The organism is Stenotrophomonas sp. YJH_SMC_32, assembly GCF_059369975.1.
Map to the genome: position 1 here is coordinate 688,926 of NZ_JCAFTE010000001.1, position 15,705 is coordinate 704,630.

Sequence of the window (15,705 nt, forward strand, 5' to 3'; positions counted from 1 at the left end):
CAGGTTGATGCGCTGGGGCGTGCGGGTGGGAGTGTCGGGGGACGCCGTAAATACGTCCTTGTAGGCTTAGCCGCGCCATCCATGGCGCGGATACCCCCGCCACTCCCACCCGCACGCCCCCCGAAAATTTCCGTGCGCGTCAGCCACGGAAGAGAAGGAAGAAGATCAAGAGCAAAGGCAACAGCAACAGCCGCGCGCTGTGGGTTGGGGTCGGATCCGTTTTCCGAAGGAAAACGGATCCGACCCCTTCTTGTTTTCCGATACACCTGATCCACGCATGGCGTGGATCTACTGCCGTCACTGGGAGATCGTCGGAGGCGGGGAGGGGGCAGATGGCGGGACCGTCCACGGCATGGATGCCGTGGCCGAGCCTACAGGGACGTACTTGCGGCGTGTCCCGCCATCTGCCCCCTCCCCGCCAAGCAAGCAGAAGCCCAGAGCCGCCTTGGCTTCTGCACTTGCACTTGCACTTGCTTGAAAAAGCGGTGCAGCCGCAGGCTGCAAAACACCCTCAATCCTGATCGTGCGCGCGTGCGGCCTCGGCCTGCGTCTCTTCCTGCGCCGCCATCTCGCGTGCGATCCACGCATCGATCATGTGCCGCTGGCGCTGCGCCTGCCGTCGCTCACGCGTGTACTCCTGGTCGAGCACGCGGTACAGCGACACCATCACCAGCACCATCAGCAGCGCGAATGGCAACGCCGCAATCGTGATCATGCCCTGCAGTGCATCCAGGCCACCGGCCAGCAGCAACGCCGCTGCGATCAACGCCACCGCGATGCCCCAGGCCAGCTTGCGCTTCAACGGAGGATCGCCTGCTTCGTCAGTGGACATGCTGGCCAGAACCAGTACCGCCGAGTCGGCCGAAGTTACGAAGAAGATCATCAGCAGTACCAGTGCGATGCACGACAGCAGCAACGGCAGCGGCATGCTGTCGAACAGCGTGAACAGCACCGTCTCGTAGCCATTGCCCAGCGCCTGCACCAGGTCGGCATGGCCGAAGATCTGCGCCCACAGCGCGGTGCCGCCGAACACCGCGAACCAGAAGAAGCCCAGCAGCGTCGGCGCGAGCACTACGCCGATCACGAACTCGCGCACGCTGCGGCCGCGCGAGATGCGTGCGATGAATGAGCCCACGAACGGTGCCCACGAGATCCACCAGGCCCAGTAGAAGATTGTCCAGTCCGCCACCCAGGTGCTGCCGGAGAACGGTGACATGCGCAGGCTCATTGTCACCAGCTGGTTGAGGTAGGAGCCCAGCGTGGTGGTGAACGTATCGAAGATGAAGCCGGTCGGCCCCAGCACGAGCAGAATGGCTGCCAGCAGGGCAGCCAACGCCAGGTTGAAATTGGACAGCCACTTCACACCCCGCTCCACGCCACTGGCGGTGGACGCCATATACAGCACGAAGGCGACGGCAATGATGGTCATCTGCACTGGGACGGTAGCCTGCACGCCGAACACGCGCTCGATGCCGGCGGCGATCTGGATGGTGCCGAAGCCCAGCGTCGTCGCGACACCGATCGCGGTGGCGACCACTGCAGCGATGTTGACCACCCGACCGATCCAGCCGCGATGATGGCGGCCGATGATCGGCTGCAGCATGTCGCTGACCAGGCCACGGCCGTTGCGGTTGAACTGGAACCAGGCCATTGCCAGCCCGATCAGCGCGTAGATGGCCCACGGGTGCAGGCCCCAGTGGAAGAATGCATAGCGCATCGAGGCGCGTGCCGCATCCAGGCTCTGCGGAGCAAGCCCTTCCGGCGGCTTGCTGAAGTGCGAAATGGGCTCGGCAGCGCCCCAGAAAACCAGGCCGATGCCCATGCCGGCGGCGAACAGCATCGACATCCAGCTGGCCCGCGAGAACTCCGGCTCGGCGTCTTCGCCGCCGATGCGCAGGTTGCCGAAGCGACCGAAGGCCAGGTACATCAGGAACACCAGGGCCAGGAACACCACCAGCAGGTACAGCCAGCCGATACCGCGGATGAGTTCGCCGAGGATGCTCTGCACCACGGTATTGAAGGGGCCGGGTGCAATACCGGCAAGCAGCACCAGCATCAGAACCAGTGCGATGGAAACACGAAACACCATGAAGGAGCTTCTCCGATCAAGGGATTGAGGGGAGCGAGCAGAGCTTGCAGCGAAGGGCCGGCGGCATGCGGCGCGAACCGGGCAGGGGCCGCGTCGGCGGCGAAGGAAGCATCGGTCGCGGGAGCGCGACGGACGTGCACGTTACTGAACGCGACGTCATGGTTCTGTTAACGAATAGCGATTGGGGTCAGATCCGGAAGCGGGCGGTCTATGCTCTAATGCACGCCAAGAAGCGGGGGTACCGAGGCCACGTGGCCACGGTTGAGACAGTCCCTTGGAACCTGATCCGGCTCATACCGGCGTAGGGAAGCTTTGCAATGCAGCCGTGCCCGGACTCCGCCCAAGGACCGTCCGTGCGCGGGTGCCGTGCGCCGCCGCTTCGTCCCTGACCTTCCTGGACGATGCCCGATGAACGCACAGCTCTCCGCCCTGCAGCAACAGGCCCAGCAACTCTCCGAATCCGTGACCCGGCCCATTCCCGGCTCGCGCAAGATCCACGTGCCCGGTTCGCGCCCGGATCTGCAGGTGCCGATGCGGGAGATCGCGTTGACCCGCACCCCGACGCTGTTCGGCGGCGAAGAGAATGCACCGGTCACGGTCTACGACACGTCCGGCCCCTACACCGATCCGGACGCGCGTATCGATCTGTCCGCCGGGCTGCCGGCACTGCGTCGCGGCTGGGTGGAGGAACGTGGCGATACCGAGCAGCTCGAAGGCCTGAGTTCGTCGTTCGGGCGTGATCGCGAGCACGACCCGAAGCTCGCTGCCGTGCGCTTCCCCGCCCGCAGCCTGCCGCGCCGTGCACGGGCAGGCGCGAACGTCACCCAGATGCACTATGCGCGGCGCGGCATCATCACGCCGGAAATGGAATTCGTTGCCATCCGCGAGAACCAGCGGCTGGAGACGATCCGCGATGCGGGCCTGCTGCAGCAGCACCCGGGCGAGGCGTTCGGCGCCTCGATCCAGAAGATCATCACTCCGGAGTTCGTGCGGGATGAAATCGCGCGCGGCCGCGCCGTGCTGCCCAACAACATCAACCATCCGGAAAGCGAGCCGATGATCATCGGCCGCAACTTCCTGACCAAGATCAATGCCAACATCGGCAACAGCGCCGTTTCCTCGGGAATCGCCGAGGAGGTAGAGAAACTGGTGTGGGCGATCCGCTGGGGCGGTGACACCGTGATGGACCTGTCCACCGGCAAGCACATCCATGAAACCCGCGAGTGGATCATCCGCAACTCGCCGGTGGCGATCGGTACGGTGCCGATCTACCAGGCGCTGGAGAAGGTCGATGGCCGCGCCGAAGCACTGACCTGGGAGATCTTCCGCGACACGCTGATCGAGCAGGCCGAGCAGGGCGTGGACTACTTCACCATCCACGCCGGCGTACTGCTGCGCTACGTGCCGCTCACCGCCAAGCGGGTGACCGGCATCGTCAGCCGCGGGGGCTCGATCATGGCCAAGTGGTGCCTGGCGCATCACAAGGAGAATTTCCTCTACACGCATTTCGAAGAGATCTGCGAAATCATGAAGGCCTACGACGTGACCTTCTCGCTGGGTGACGGCCTGCGCCCGGGCTGCATCGCCGATGCCAACGACGCCGCGCAGTTCGGTGAGCTGGAAACGCTGGGTGAGCTGACGAAGACTGCCTGGAAGCATGATGTGCAGACCATGATCGAGGGCCCCGGCCACGTGCCGATGCAGCTGATCAAGGAGAACATGGACAAGCAACTGCGTGAGTGCGGCGAGGCGCCGTTCTATACGCTGGGGCCGTTGACCACCGATATCGCACCGGGCTACGACCACATCACCAGCGCGATCGGCGCGGCGATGATCGGATGGTTCGGCACGGCCATGCTCTGTTACGTGACGCCGAAGGAGCATCTCGGCCTGCCCAATCGCCAGGACGTGCGCGACGGCATCATGGCCTATCGCATTGCCGCGCATGCAGCCGACCTGGCCAAGGGCCATCCGGGGGCGCAGGTTCGCGACAACGCATTGAGCAAGGCGCGCTTCGAGTTCCGCTGGGAAGACCAGTTCCACCTTGGCCTGGATCCGGAGAAGGCCAAGGAGTTCCATGACGAGACGCTGCCGAAAGATGCGCACAAGCTGGCCCACTTCTGCTCGATGTGCGGCCCGCACTTCTGTTCGATGAAGATCACCCAGGATGTGCGTGACTACGCCGAAGCCGGCATGAAGGAGAAGTCGGAGGAGTTCCGCGCGGCTGGCGCAGAGGTCTACCACCAGGGATGACGAGCAGCCGGGTGCCGGCCGCTGGCCGGCGGCCGGTTGTGCAGGGGCCGGGAGGAGTGCTGGCCAGCGGCCGGCACCACCGCTCATCACGCCGCTCCCCGCTATGCTCCGCGCATCACCCTGGGGGAAGGACACCATGCCCGTTGCCATGACCACCCGTTGGCTGGCCATTGCCCGCCGTCATCCTTCGGCCTGGCTGCTGGGTGCCCAGTTGATCGCGGTGCTGCTGTACCCCGCGCTGGATGACACCGCTGCCGGCCGCGCGGCGCTGGGCATGTTCGGCATGGCGGTACTGGGCCTGGCGCTGTGGGTGGTCCAGCGCAGCCCACTGGGCACCTGGCTGGCACTGCTGCTGGCCATCCCGTCGGTGGTGTTCTCGCTGGCTGGCGCATTGCTCGACCGCAGCGCACTGCTGACCACCGCACAGTTGCTGGAGAGCCTGCTGTACTTCTATACGGCCGGCGCCCTGATTGCCTACATGCTCCAGGACCACAAGGTCACCCGCGACGAACTGTTCGCCGCAGGCGCGACATTCACCTTGCTTGCATGGGCATTTGCGTTCGCATTCGCGGTATGCCAGCAGTGGTACCCGGGCAGCTTCCAGGGCACCGGCGGAGGCTCGCAGCGCAGTTGGATGGAGCTGCTTTATCTCAGCTTCAGCTTGCTGTCTGGCGTCGGCTTGAGTGACGTCGTGCCGTTGCATCCACAGGCACGCGCACTGGTCATGCTGGAGCAGTTTTCCGGCGTGATGTACGTGGCTTTGGTGGTTTCGCGGCTGGTCGGATTGACCATGTTGCGGCGCATGTGAAAATGAACGCCAGATAAAAATTTCGCGCCCGAAAGGGCGCGAATGATGTCGCAAATTATGTGAATTCGTCGGCGAGAGAGAGCCTGATGTCGACCACGCGATAGGCGAGGTAACTTGCATAGGCTAGTATTCGCGCGCTCGATTGTTTTTGCGGTATGCGCCGATGCTTTGTGCGGAGTCTGGCTTTTCGCTGTTCCCAGGACGGGGCGGTATCGAAGGCAAACACTGCCCGGGACCTGTCTCTACTGTGTAGCAGAAAATGAACAGCAGCGAAATCCAGTTCCCGGTATCCGATCGGATCCGGATAGGAGAGTGCACCGTCACTCTGTCCTCGCGCGAAGTCGAGGTCGTCGGCGCGCGTCGCCCGCGCCGGCTGACGCCGAAGGCGCTGGGCGTGCTGCGCGTGCTGCTGCGGCAGCCGGGTCGCGTTGTCACCCGCGACGAGTTGTTCGCCGAGGTATGGCCGGACACGCTGCCGACCAACGATGTGCTGACCCAGGCCGTCACCCAGCTGCGCAAGGCGTTCAGCAACGACGACGACAACGGCCAGGCCTACATCGAAACCATCGCCAAGACAGGCTATCGGCTTCTGGTCCCGGTGCAGGTGCTGGACGATGCCGAGCCCGTGGCCGCAGGCGTCCCCGACGACGAAGGCATGGCCGCGCAGCCGGTGACCACTGCTGCGTTGCCTGCGCATCAACAGGCAGCGCGCCGCCGCTGGCGCCATATCCGTCGGCGCGTGCTGCTGGTGCTGGGCGTGTTGATGCTGGCCACGCTGCTGGTGTTGACCACGCTGCTGCTGCGTCGTGCACCGGCCGGCAGCTCGCCGGTGGAGGCTGCCGTGGAGAACGGTACGCGGGTGATCGGCAGCCCGCAGCGACCGTATCGGTTGATCACCGCAACCAGCGGCTTCGAAACCTATCCCACGCTGTCACCGGACGGTTCGCTGGTGGCCTATGAGGGCGCCAACGAGGATGGCAACGGCGGTGGCGCGATCAAGCTGCAGACCTCCGGCAACGCACCGGCGCGCCAGTTGCTGGCGCCACCGGCCGGTGCCGTCGATCGCTTCCCGAACTGGTCGCCGGATGGTCGCGAAATCGCCTTCGCGCGGTTCTCCGCCGACGGCGGCTGCCAGGTACTGATCGCCAGCGCCACCGGTGGCGCACTGCGCCAGGCCACACGCTGCGATGGCACGGAGCTGCTCAGTTTCGACTGGACGCCAGATGGGCGTGGCCTGGTGTTCGGCAGCATGGTCGGTCGCTACGCGCACCGTGGCATCCGCGTGCTGGACCTGGCCAGTGGCCAGTGGCGCGCGCTGGCCTACAGCGTCGACCAGGATGACTTCGACTACGCACCGCGTTATTCGCCTGATGGGCAATGGCTGGTGTTCGTGCGCAACCCGCAGCTGGGTGATCTGTGGCGGGTGCCAGCCGCAGGCGGTACGCCCGAGCAGTTGACCAACGAAGCGGCAGAGCTGCGCGGCTGGGCCTGGCTGGACGATGGCCGCACCATCGTCTTCGGTCGCCGCGTCGACAGCGAGGCGCGGCTCTATTACCTGGACGTCGAGCGGCACACGTTGCGCGATGCCGGCCTGGATGATGCGCAGTGGCCAGCGGTGTCGCGACGCGGTGGCATGCTGGCGTTCGTCCACCGGCGCGCGCAGTTCGGCGTGTTCAAGGTGCCGATGCAGGGCAGCGGCACGCCCGAGCGACTGTTCGCCTCCAGTGGCCGCGATGGGCAGCCGATGGCAGCGCCTGATGGCCGCCAGCTGGTCTTCACCTCCGATCGTTCCGGCAGCTTCGCCCTGTGGTGGGCGGACATGCAGCGACCGGATTCGCTGCGTCCCATCGAAGGGCTGCGGCCGGAAGCGCGGCAGGCGCCTGACTGGTCGGCCGACAGCCGGCAGTTGCTCGTGGTTGGCCGCGATGCGCATGGGCGCACGGTGCTCTATGAAATCGCGCCACGCGATGAACGCCTGCAACCCTTGCCGGTTCCTGCCGAACAGCCGTTGCAGGCACTGTATGGCGCCTCGCCGCAGCAGCTGTTTGTGGTCGAGCGCGATGCCGACCAGCGCACGCGGTTGAGCCTGTTCGATCGCAGCGTCCAGCCCTGGCGCCGATTGGCCAGCATCGATGGGGTGTCGCAGGCGCGCTTTGACCGGAGCAGTGGCCGCGTGTTGTTCACCCGCTTGGCCGCCGGTGGCCTGTGGTCGGCGGATGCCGCGTTGTCCCCGGCCAGCGTGCAGCAGATCAGCGATGACCGGCCCAGCCGCTGGCGATACCGGGCCTGGACCGTGACCGGCAACAGCGGCATCGGCTACCTCGGTACCTCGACCACGTGTGGCACCACCTTCGTGCGCATCCAGCCCGGCCGCGAGGAGCCGGAACGTTGCCTGGACGCAGAACGGCTCAGCGCCGGCAACGGGCTCAGTGCCAGCGCCGACGGAAAGGACCTGTTCGTGGCGATGGCGGTCAGCGATGGCGCTGACATCGGCGTGATGCGGTTGCCCGAACGCCCGCCTGCACTGTTCCCCGCATTCTCCAAGTTGTTGTTGTTCAAGGGAAATGGGCCTTCGTAATTTCTTCGTCGGGATCTCGTCGCGAATTCGTGGCGATCTCGTCGGACCTTCCTGACGCAGTGCCGCCTGATTTGGCAAAACGGAGTCCTGTACTAGGCAAATCCGTGGTGCCCCCATGCGTCAACTCTCGCTGGCCGATCGCGGCCAAACTGTTTCCCTGGACCGGTCGCTCGACGACGTCGCACCGACCTGCCTGGGCGTGGCCCGGCTGGGCAGCCTGCAGACCGCCGGCTCCAGCTTCACTGTCTGGATGCAGGTGCGTGGCAGCTCGTGGGTCGAGGCCAAGGAAGGGCGCTTCCGCCTGCGCCAGGGCGAGTGGATCGCGTTCGAGAAGGAATCGCGGCCGCTGGTGCAGGCCGGTCGCAACGGGTTGTGCGTTGGCCTGAACCTGAACATCGAAGCGCTTCGCGTGCTGACCGAGATGGCCGACTGCGGCCTGTATGCAGGTCGTGGCCGGATGAACCGCACTGATGCGCGCGTGGCGCTGCGCCTGTGGCGCGACGCGCTGGCCAGCGGCCAGCCGGCACAGGCCCTGCGCCCGCTGCTGCTGCACCTCGCGGGCCTGCAGCGCGGCCTGGCCGACAACGTGCAGCGCTGCCCGGGCCGCTCGCGCAGCCGCAAGCGCCAGGTGTTCGGCCGCATGCAGCGCGCGCGCCTCTATCTGGAAGGCAACAGCCACCGGGTGGTGCGAATCGGCGAACTGGCCGAGCTGACCAACTTCTCCAGCTGGTACCTGTCCAAGACCTTCCAGAGCCTGTACGAGGAAAGCCCGCAGTCGCTTTCGGCACGACTGCGCCTCGAACGCGCCGCTGATCTGCTGCGCGACACCGACATGATGGTGGGCGAGGTCGCTGCCGCCAGCGGTTTCGACAACTGCTGCAGCTTCGCGCGTGCGTTCCGCGCCCGCTACGGCCAGTCCGCATCGCGCTTCAGGGAGAACGGCGGCTTGCTCCCGCCACAATCCGCAAAGTCTCCGGTTGGTTCGCGCAAATACAGCGCTGCAACGCAATCGTAACGTGCTGGGGTGTTTTAACACGCTGCTAACACGTACCTTGGAGAGATAGATGAACGTTCGTAATCCCGCAGTGCGGTTCGGCTTGCTGCCGGCCGGCATTGCGCTGGCGCTGGCGCCGGCCTTTGCTTCGGCGCAGGAAGCAAAGGGCACCACCGACCTGGACCGCATTTCGGTCACCGGCTCGCGCATCCGCGGCGCTGCCGTTGAAACCCAGCAGCCGATCGTCACCCTCAGCCGTGAGAACCTGGAAAAGCAGGGCTACACCTCGGTTGCTGACGTCCTGCAGAACCTGACCTCGGCCGGTTCCCCGGCCATTTCGCGTTCGGAGTCGCTGGCTTCGGGCGAGAACGTGGGCGGCTACTACGTCGACATCCGCAACCTGGGCGCCCAGCGCACCCTGGTGCTGATGAACGGCAAGCGCCTGGGCGCAACCACCGCCGGTTACCAGGATCTGAGCCAGATCCCGATGGCGGCCATCGAGCGCATTGAGATCCTGAAGGATGGCGCCTCGGCCATCTACGGTTCGGACGCCATCGCGGCCGTGGTCAACGTGATCACCCGCAAGCGCTTCGACGGCGCTGAAGCCAGCGTCTATGTCGGTCAGTACGGCAAGGGCGACGGCGACACCGAAACCTATTCTTTCACCCTCGGCAGCATGGGCGAGCGCGGCGGTGTCACCATGTCCGCCGAGTATTCCAAGCAGGATCCGGTGTGGGCGAAGGATCGTTGGTTCAGCCGTGACGGCAACGCCGGCCCGAACTACCCGCGTTCGGGCGCCAGCCCGATCAACCAGAAGGGTGGCTTCTGCGACCCGTGCGTCACCCCGAACTTGAAGCAGGGCGAGCCGGGCTATGTCGGCCCGAGCGACCAGCGCTGGTACACCCTGCGTGACGGCGGCAACCCGGCCAACCGCGCCGACTACCGTCTGGAAACCTCTGCTGACGCCGTCAATGCCAACGAGCAGATGATGGTGCAGACCGGTATCGAGCGTAAGTCGCTGTACGTCAACGGCAACTACGACTTCACCGACGCGATCTCGTTCAACGCTGACGTGCTCTACAACGAGCGCAACACCACCCAGCAGATCGCGGGCTATCCGTACCAGTCGGCGTCCTTCGGCACCCCGCTGTCGGCCGACAGCGCGTTCAACCCGACCGGTGAAGACCTGACCTTCCGACGCCGTCTGTGGGAAGTGCCGCGCACCACCGAAAGCCAGGTCAAGACCCTGCGCTTCGCCCCGAGCATCAGCGGCTTCTTCGACTTCGCCGGCAAGACCTTCGACTGGGACGTCGGCGCGCTGTGGAACCGCAACGAAACCACCAAGCGTGGTCACGGCGACATGAGCCTGATCGCATCGGAACAGGCGCTGGGCGCTTCGTTCATCGGTGCTGATGGCGTCGCCCGCTGCGGCACCAGCATGTCCGATCCGCTCGCCACCAGCGGCTGCCGTCCGTGGAACCCGCTGCTGCCGTTCGGCGTTGCCGGTGCCGGTTCGCTGGCCGACCAGGCCACCCAGGACTTCCTGTTCCCGTACTTCACCGATACCGGTCTGACCAAGACCACCAGCTTCACCGCCAACCTGTCGGGTTCGATCGTGACCCTGCCGGCCGGTGACCTGGGCTTCGCCGTGGGCGTCGAGCACCGCAAGGAAGAAGGCCGCTTCTCGCCGGACGCCTTCGCACAGTCGGGCCAGTCCACCGGCCTGGGTGCGCAGACCACCCAGGGTGAGTACTCGCTGGACGAGGTCTACCTGGAACTGAACGTGCCGGTCCTGGCGGACATGCCGTTTGCCAAGGAACTGACCCTGAATGCTGCGACCCGTTACTCGGATTACAGCAACTTCGGCGACACCCTGAATTCCAAGTTCGGCTTCACCTGGCGTCCGCTGGACGAGCTGCTGGTTCGCGGTACCTGGGCTGAGGGCTTCCGTGCTCCGACGATCGACAACCTGTACGGTGGCCTGAGCAGCAGCTTCGAGTCGTACACCGATCCGTGCGGCATCACCGCGCCGGGTTCGGTCAACGGCAACGCGGCCTGCTCGGCGGCGGGCGTCCCGGTCGGTTACACCCAGCTGGGCCAGGGCCTGATTCCGTGCACCTCGACCCCGTGTGCGACGCCGGACCAGTTCATCTCGGGTGCCAACCCGAACCTGACCCCGGAAACCTCCAAGAGCACCACCATCGGCCTGGTCTGGAGCCCGCGCTGGGTGCAGGGCCTGGACATCTCGCTGGACTGGTACAAGTACGAAATCAGCGACATGATCATCGCTGACAGCGTCGACCGCATCCTGCGTGACTGCTACGTGTTGGGCGATGCTTCGCGTTGCGCCGCACACACCCGTGCAGGCGATGGCCACATCAACGGCATGACCTACGGCCTGGCCAACCTCGGCCAGATGGAAACCCAGGGCTACGACCTGGGCATCAAGTACCGCCTGCCGGAGCTGGCCATCGGCCAGTTCGCGATCGACTGGCAGACGAGCTACCTGGCCAAGTACGACGAGCAGGGCCAGAACGCTGACGGTGACAACATCACCATCGGCCGTGTGGGTGAGCCGGGCCTGTTCCGCGTGCGTTCGAACCTGGGCCTGACCTGGTCGAAGGGTGACTTCGGCGTGGCGTACACCGCGCGTTACTACTCGGGCATGAACGAAGCCTGCGTGGCCAACCGTCCGTGCGACGACGCCGACCGCTACCAGAACGGTGAGAAGTCGCCGCTGCGCAAGACCGGCTCCAACACCTTCCACGACCTGCAGGTCAGCTGGAAGGCACCGTGGGATGCCACCATCGCGCTGGGCGCCAACAACGTGTTCGACCATAAGGGTCCGATCATGTTCACCCAGCCGAACTCGAGCTTCGCCTACTACGGCGGCTTCGACGTGGGTCGCTTCCTGTACATGAAGTACACCCAGCGCTTCTGATCCATCGAAGTGCGATAGCAGAACGAGGAGGGCGGACCGCAAGGTCCGCCCTTTTCATTTCTGTAAGGAAATTCTGATCATGTCGAGAAGGTGAGTGCAGTCACTGTCTGCTCTTGTCACATTCAGCACAGTAGGCGCGTCCAATACCGGACACTGGGAGATGGATATGAAGCGCACGCTTTTCCGCCAGGTATCGGCCGCAGTCCTGATCTATGCAACGCTGGTGGGCTCGCTGTCCGCACAGAACATCATCGTCTGCGGCGGCGGTGTGTACTGCGAGCAATTCCGGCTGGAGTGCCTGGCCAAGGGCAACGCCCCGGCCCTGTGCGAGCGCCAATGGCGTCTGTGCGTGCTGGACGCCTGTCCGCAGCGCTGAGACAGGAAAAAGGGCGCGTCCGTTGGACGCGCCCTCATGCGAGGCGGAGGCAGGCGCCCGCGTGCCGCTCAGGCGTCAGTGGGTGTCAGCCCCATCAGTGCATTGGCGTGCTCGCGCCATTGCGGCAGTTTGTTCAGCACGCCTGCACGCTGCAGGTAGTCCTCGTCCACCGGATCGCCATTGACCAGCGCCAGGGCTACGTGCACCGCGCCGGTCACCCAGAAGCTGCGGGTGTTGGCGCGCTGCGGCTGCAGGTGGAAGGCCACCGCTTCGATGATCGGCATCGGCAGGCCCCACAGGCCCAGCAGGTAGGCGCCGGCCTCGGCATGGCCTGGGCGGGTGTCGCCGGCCAGCGCGGGCTCGCTGCGCTCGTTGCGCACGCCGGGCAGCAGCAGGCCGATGTCGGCCAGCAGTGCGGCGGTCGCCCCCAGTTCGGCGCTGGACTCGGGCAGCAGGCGTGCGGCCAGCCGGGAGGCGAGCAGGGCGCGCTGCTGCAGTGAGTTGCGCTCGGCAGCCGACAGCGTCGGCGCGGAGAACACTTCGCTGGCCAGCACCAGGTCACGCAGCGTGGCCAGGCCCAGCCGGGTGACCGCGGTGCGCAGGTCGGCAATGGTGCGGCCCTGGCTGAAGAAAGCCGAGTTCGACAGTTGCAGCACCTTGGCCGCGATGGCCGGATCGGCGGCGACCAGCTTGGCCACATCGGCACTGTCGGTATCGTCGTCATGTTCCAGGGCCTGGGTCAGGCTCAGGTACAGATGCGGTGGCGATGGCAGTTTCTCGATACGGCCGATGGCATCGCGCAGGCGCGGGCTGTCCAGCACTTCGCGCAGTTCTTCCAGGCTGGTCAATGCCTCCAGCAGCACTTCCGGCGCCAGCGGCAGCGGCAGGAAGCGGTGGGCGACACCGATCAGGCGCGCCGGCGGCGGGCGGTTGCCATGGTGCGCATCGACCAGCGCGATGCGGATGGTTTCCGGGCGCAGTGTCCGGATCTGGCCCAGCAGCGTGGTGGCATTGAGATCGGGCAACTGCGGGCAGACGATCACCGCGTCCACGCCCTGCGTGGCCACCGCGGTCATCGCGGTCTGGCCATCGGCGGCGGTCAGCGGCTGCCAGTCTTCCCCAAGATCGGCAATGAATTCGGTCAGCTCAGCCGGCAGGCTGGCTGCATCCCCAACAAGCAGAATACGCACGACACGTTCCCCTGGCTGTCTCGACGATGGATGTCGATGACGTGTGAAGTGACGCAATTTACCTAATACGGCAGCAAGAGTGATGTGCCGTCGTCATGAAACGTGACCCGCATCGCTCCGGCAGGGTATCGCCGGAGCGATGCGGTTCAGGCTCAGGCCTTGCTGTCGAGATGGCGCTGGTGCGCCTCGATCAGGATCTGCTTGGCCTCAGCGGCGCCACCCCAACCGTCCAGCTTGACCCACTTGCCCTTCTCCAGATCCTTGTAATGCTCGAAGAAGTGGCCAATGCGCTCCAGCCAGTGGCTCGAGACCTGGGCGATGTCTTCGACGTGGGCGTAGCCGCTGAAGATCTTCGAGACCGGCACGGCGAGGATCTTCTCGTCGCTGCCTGCCTCATCGCTCATCTTCAGCACACCGACCGGACGGCAGCGCACGACCGAGCCCGGCACCAGCGGCAGCGGCAGCACCACCAGCACGTCGGCCGGATCGCCGTCGCCACACAGGGTGCTCGGCACGTAGCCGTAGTTGCACGGATAGCGCATCGGGGTGGACAGGATGCGGTCGACGAAGATCGCGCCGGTTTCCTTGTCCACTTCGTACTTCACCGGCTCCGAGTCCTTCGGGATCTCGATGATGACGTTGATTTCTTCCGGCGGGTTCTTGCCGGGCGAGACGAGTTCCAGGCCCATGGTGTGCTCCAGGTGGGGATATAGACGGATAGCTCACCATTTTATGCCTTTGCCGGGCGCTGTGCAGGGTAGGGCTGGGCCGACCTGCGCGCCCGCCCCTGGCGGAGCGGGTGGGGCGGGGTTTCCCGATGGGTTCGACCCGGTCCCCGCGGCAGGCTGGACGTCCTTGCCAAGGAGACTTGCCATGAACTGGAACCGCTTGGGCTGTTGTGCCTTGCTGCTGCTGGCGCCGCTGCCCGCGCTCGCGCGCGGGTTGCATGTCAACCTGATTGACTATCCCTCCGACGAGGCCGGATGGTACCGTGCCTTTGCGCTGGAGGACGCGGTCGCCGGCGAATTCGCCGCATGGTGTGCCGACACCTTGTGTGAAGGTGATTACAGCAACTACCGGGTGATGGAGTTCCGCTGCGCCGTGCTCGCCCACCGCGGCACCGTGCAGCGCTGTGTCTGGGTGGTGGCCGCCAGCGAGCTGGAGGTTGAGCCCGACACGGGACACGTGCGGATCGACAACGGGAGCTGGGTCTGTCCGGTCGAAATGCAGCCCGGGGTGCCCGTCGACGCGTTCTACGCCTCCCTGGAAGCGCCGGGCGGCCTGACCGCGCCTTTGCCTGGGCTTGACCACGGCATCTTCGATGGGTTGCCTGAATGCCTGCGCACGCAGGGGAGGGTGGGCTGATGGGGAGCTTCCGTAGATGCTGGCTGTTGTGTGGCGTGCTGTCTGTCAGCCTGCCGTGCGCCGGTGTCGCGCAGGCTGCGCCTGCGTTCGTCGATGCGCGGGATTACGCCGGCCCGGGGGGCGGCCACGAGCGTTTCCTTGCTGCCGAGCGGCAACTGGTGCGTGGCTTCGATGAGGTATGTGGCGATACCTTCTGCGAGGGCGAGTACATCAATCTGTGGGCCATGCGCCTGCGCTGTTCCGTGGAACAGGCCACGGGGGTGGTTGTCCAGTGTGTATGGACCTTCGCTGGTAGCAACACCAGGGTAAAGCCCAGCGGCCTGATCACGGTCAACCGCGGACGCTATGCCTGCGTGCTGCCGCTGGCAACAGGAACACGCCTGGAAACCCTGTTGCAGGTGTGGGAAACGGGGGACGGGTTCGATGCGTTGCACGCGCCGCTGCCCGGCACGAAAGCCAATACCTACGACGCACTGGTTGATTGCCTGTAGTCCCGGCATAGACAAGAATGTGACTTATTCGCATTGCCGGAGTAGCATGCGCGGTGCCTCCCGTCTGTCGTCCCGGCTCCGCGCATGCCCTCCAATGCTGCCTCCCTCACTGAGCTGCTGATCCGCGAGCGGCCCGCGCTGCTGCGCCGGGTGCAGCGCATCCTCGGGGGCGACAACGGCGCCGAGGACGTGATCCAGGCGGTCTGGTTCAAGGCGCGAGGGATCGATGACAGCCAGGCGATCGACAATCCGCGGGCCTATCTGTATCGGCTGGCCGCCAACCTTGCCACTGACCACGGCCGCGAATCGAGCCGCCGCAACCGGCTGCTGGCCGACCACTACCTGTGGGGGGCCGACGAGGTGATCTCCACCGAGGAGCAGGCCATGGCACAGGATGAGCTGCAGCGGGTGCTCGATGCGGCGGGTCACCTGCCGGAGCCGACCCGCACCATCTTCCGGCTCAACCGCCTGCAGGGCCTCACCCAGGCCGAGATCGCACGCCGCTTGGGGGTGTCGGTGACCACCGTCGAGAATCATGTGCGCTCCGCGCTGCAGCGCCTGGCCTGGGCGCGGAGTGGCCGATGATCACGCCGGCTTGGGGTTGGCGCGCGCACAGACGT

General features: G+C 65.6%; 12 protein-coding genes and 1 riboswitch. Of the genes, 9 read left to right on the forward strand and 3 right to left on the reverse strand.

Annotated features, from left to right (window positions below; translation table 11 throughout):
- Window positions 1-511 precede the first annotated feature (511 nt).
- On the reverse strand, window positions 512-2,089 hold the full coding sequence (locus AC5P7S_RS03120) for a BCCT family transporter (RefSeq protein WP_069139241.1): 1,578 nt from the start codon (window positions 2,087-2,089) through the stop codon (window positions 512-514).
- 224 nt (window positions 2,090-2,313) lie between these two features.
- Window positions 2,314-2,415, forward strand: a riboswitch (TPP riboswitch).
- 82 nt (window positions 2,416-2,497) lie between these two features.
- Between AC5P7S_RS03120 and thiC the strand changes: the two genes are divergently transcribed.
- The 6 genes from thiC (at window position 2,498) to AC5P7S_RS03150 (ending at window position 12,039) form a co-directional block, all read left to right on the forward strand.
- Complete coding sequence (gene thiC, locus AC5P7S_RS03125; protein WP_005419099.1) at window positions 2,498-4,342, forward strand: phosphomethylpyrimidine synthase ThiC; 1,845 nt, start codon at window positions 2,498-2,500, stop codon at window positions 4,340-4,342.
- A gap of 136 nt (window positions 4,343-4,478) precedes the next feature.
- Window positions 4,479-5,150 carry an ion channel gene (locus AC5P7S_RS03130; RefSeq protein ID WP_050562719.1) on the forward strand — a complete coding sequence of 224 codons (672 nt, stop codon included), beginning with the start codon at window positions 4,479-4,481 and terminating at the stop codon, window positions 5,148-5,150.
- Window positions 5,151-5,409: 259 nt separating this feature from the next.
- Window positions 5,410-7,728, forward strand: a complete 2,319-nt coding sequence (locus AC5P7S_RS03135; RefSeq protein ID WP_095377956.1) for a winged helix-turn-helix domain-containing protein — start codon at window positions 5,410-5,412, stop codon at window positions 7,726-7,728.
- Window positions 7,729-7,843: 115 nt separating this feature from the next.
- A complete protein-coding gene (locus AC5P7S_RS03140) occupies window positions 7,844-8,743 on the forward strand; it encodes a helix-turn-helix transcriptional regulator (protein WP_053497516.1) in 900 nt (299 codons plus the stop codon).
- A 49-nt stretch (window positions 8,744-8,792) separates the two neighbouring features.
- Window positions 8,793-11,663, forward strand: a complete 2,871-nt coding sequence (locus AC5P7S_RS03145; protein WP_032954497.1) for a TonB-dependent receptor plug domain-containing protein — start codon at window positions 8,793-8,795, stop codon at window positions 11,661-11,663.
- A gap of 166 nt (window positions 11,664-11,829) precedes the next feature.
- Window positions 11,830-12,039: a hypothetical protein gene (locus tag AC5P7S_RS03150; RefSeq protein ID WP_032954496.1), complete on the forward strand. Its 210-nt coding sequence runs from the start codon at window positions 11,830-11,832 to the stop codon at window positions 12,037-12,039.
- Window positions 12,040-12,107: 68 nt separating this feature from the next.
- Here the strand turns inward: AC5P7S_RS03150 and AC5P7S_RS03155 are convergent, their stop codons facing one another.
- Window positions 12,108-13,229, reverse strand: coding sequence for an HDOD domain-containing protein (locus tag AC5P7S_RS03155; protein ID WP_065178351.1), 1,122 nt, complete (start codon window positions 13,227-13,229; stop codon window positions 12,108-12,110).
- 152 nt (window positions 13,230-13,381) lie between these two features.
- The gene (gene ppa, locus AC5P7S_RS03160) at window positions 13,382-13,918 is read right to left on the reverse strand and encodes an inorganic diphosphatase (protein WP_005410935.1); all 537 of its coding nucleotides are present in this window, start codon (window positions 13,916-13,918) and stop codon (window positions 13,382-13,384) included.
- A gap of 184 nt (window positions 13,919-14,102) precedes the next feature.
- Between ppa and AC5P7S_RS03165 the strand changes: the two genes are divergently transcribed.
- The 3 genes from AC5P7S_RS03165 (at window position 14,103) to AC5P7S_RS03175 (ending at window position 15,670) form a co-directional block, all read left to right on the forward strand.
- Window positions 14,103-14,594 carry a hypothetical protein gene (locus AC5P7S_RS03165; protein WP_095377957.1) on the forward strand — a complete coding sequence of 164 codons (492 nt, stop codon included), beginning with the start codon at window positions 14,103-14,105 and terminating at the stop codon, window positions 14,592-14,594.
- A gap of 35 nt (window positions 14,595-14,629) precedes the next feature.
- A complete protein-coding gene (locus AC5P7S_RS03170) occupies window positions 14,630-15,085 on the forward strand; it encodes a hypothetical protein (protein ID WP_005419074.1) in 456 nt (151 codons plus the stop codon).
- A gap of 84 nt (window positions 15,086-15,169) precedes the next feature.
- The gene (locus AC5P7S_RS03175; protein WP_095377958.1) at window positions 15,170-15,670 is read left to right on the forward strand and encodes an RNA polymerase sigma factor; all 501 of its coding nucleotides are present in this window, start codon (window positions 15,170-15,172) and stop codon (window positions 15,668-15,670) included.
- Window positions 15,671-15,705: the final 35 nt, after the last annotated feature.

What these genes read in the sequence shown, in the direction of transcription:
- AC5P7S_RS03120 (WP_069139241.1), bottom strand. Translation starts at nt 2,089, where the DNA reads ATGGTGTTTCGTGTTTCCATCGCACTGGTTCTGATGCTGGTGCTGCTT.
- thiC (WP_005419099.1), top strand. Translation starts at nt 2,498, where the DNA reads ATGAACGCACAGCTCTCCGCCCTGCAGCAACAGGCCCAGCAACTCTCC.
- AC5P7S_RS03130 (WP_050562719.1), top strand. Translation starts at nt 4,479, where the DNA reads ATGCCCGTTGCCATGACCACCCGTTGGCTGGCCATTGCCCGCCGTCAT.
- AC5P7S_RS03135 (WP_095377956.1), top strand. Translation starts at nt 5,410, where the DNA reads ATGAACAGCAGCGAAATCCAGTTCCCGGTATCCGATCGGATCCGGATA.
- AC5P7S_RS03140 (WP_053497516.1), top strand. Translation starts at nt 7,844, where the DNA reads ATGCGTCAACTCTCGCTGGCCGATCGCGGCCAAACTGTTTCCCTGGAC.
- AC5P7S_RS03145 (WP_032954497.1), top strand. Translation starts at nt 8,793, where the DNA reads ATGAACGTTCGTAATCCCGCAGTGCGGTTCGGCTTGCTGCCGGCCGGC.
- AC5P7S_RS03150 (WP_032954496.1), top strand. Translation starts at nt 11,830, where the DNA reads ATGAAGCGCACGCTTTTCCGCCAGGTATCGGCCGCAGTCCTGATCTAT.
- ppa (WP_005410935.1), bottom strand. Translation starts at nt 13,918, where the DNA reads ATGGGCCTGGAACTCGTCTCGCCCGGCAAGAACCCGCCGGAAGAAATC.
- AC5P7S_RS03165 (WP_095377957.1), top strand. Translation starts at nt 14,103, where the DNA reads ATGAACTGGAACCGCTTGGGCTGTTGTGCCTTGCTGCTGCTGGCGCCG.
- AC5P7S_RS03175 (WP_095377958.1), top strand. Translation starts at nt 15,170, where the DNA reads ATGCCCTCCAATGCTGCCTCCCTCACTGAGCTGCTGATCCGCGAGCGG.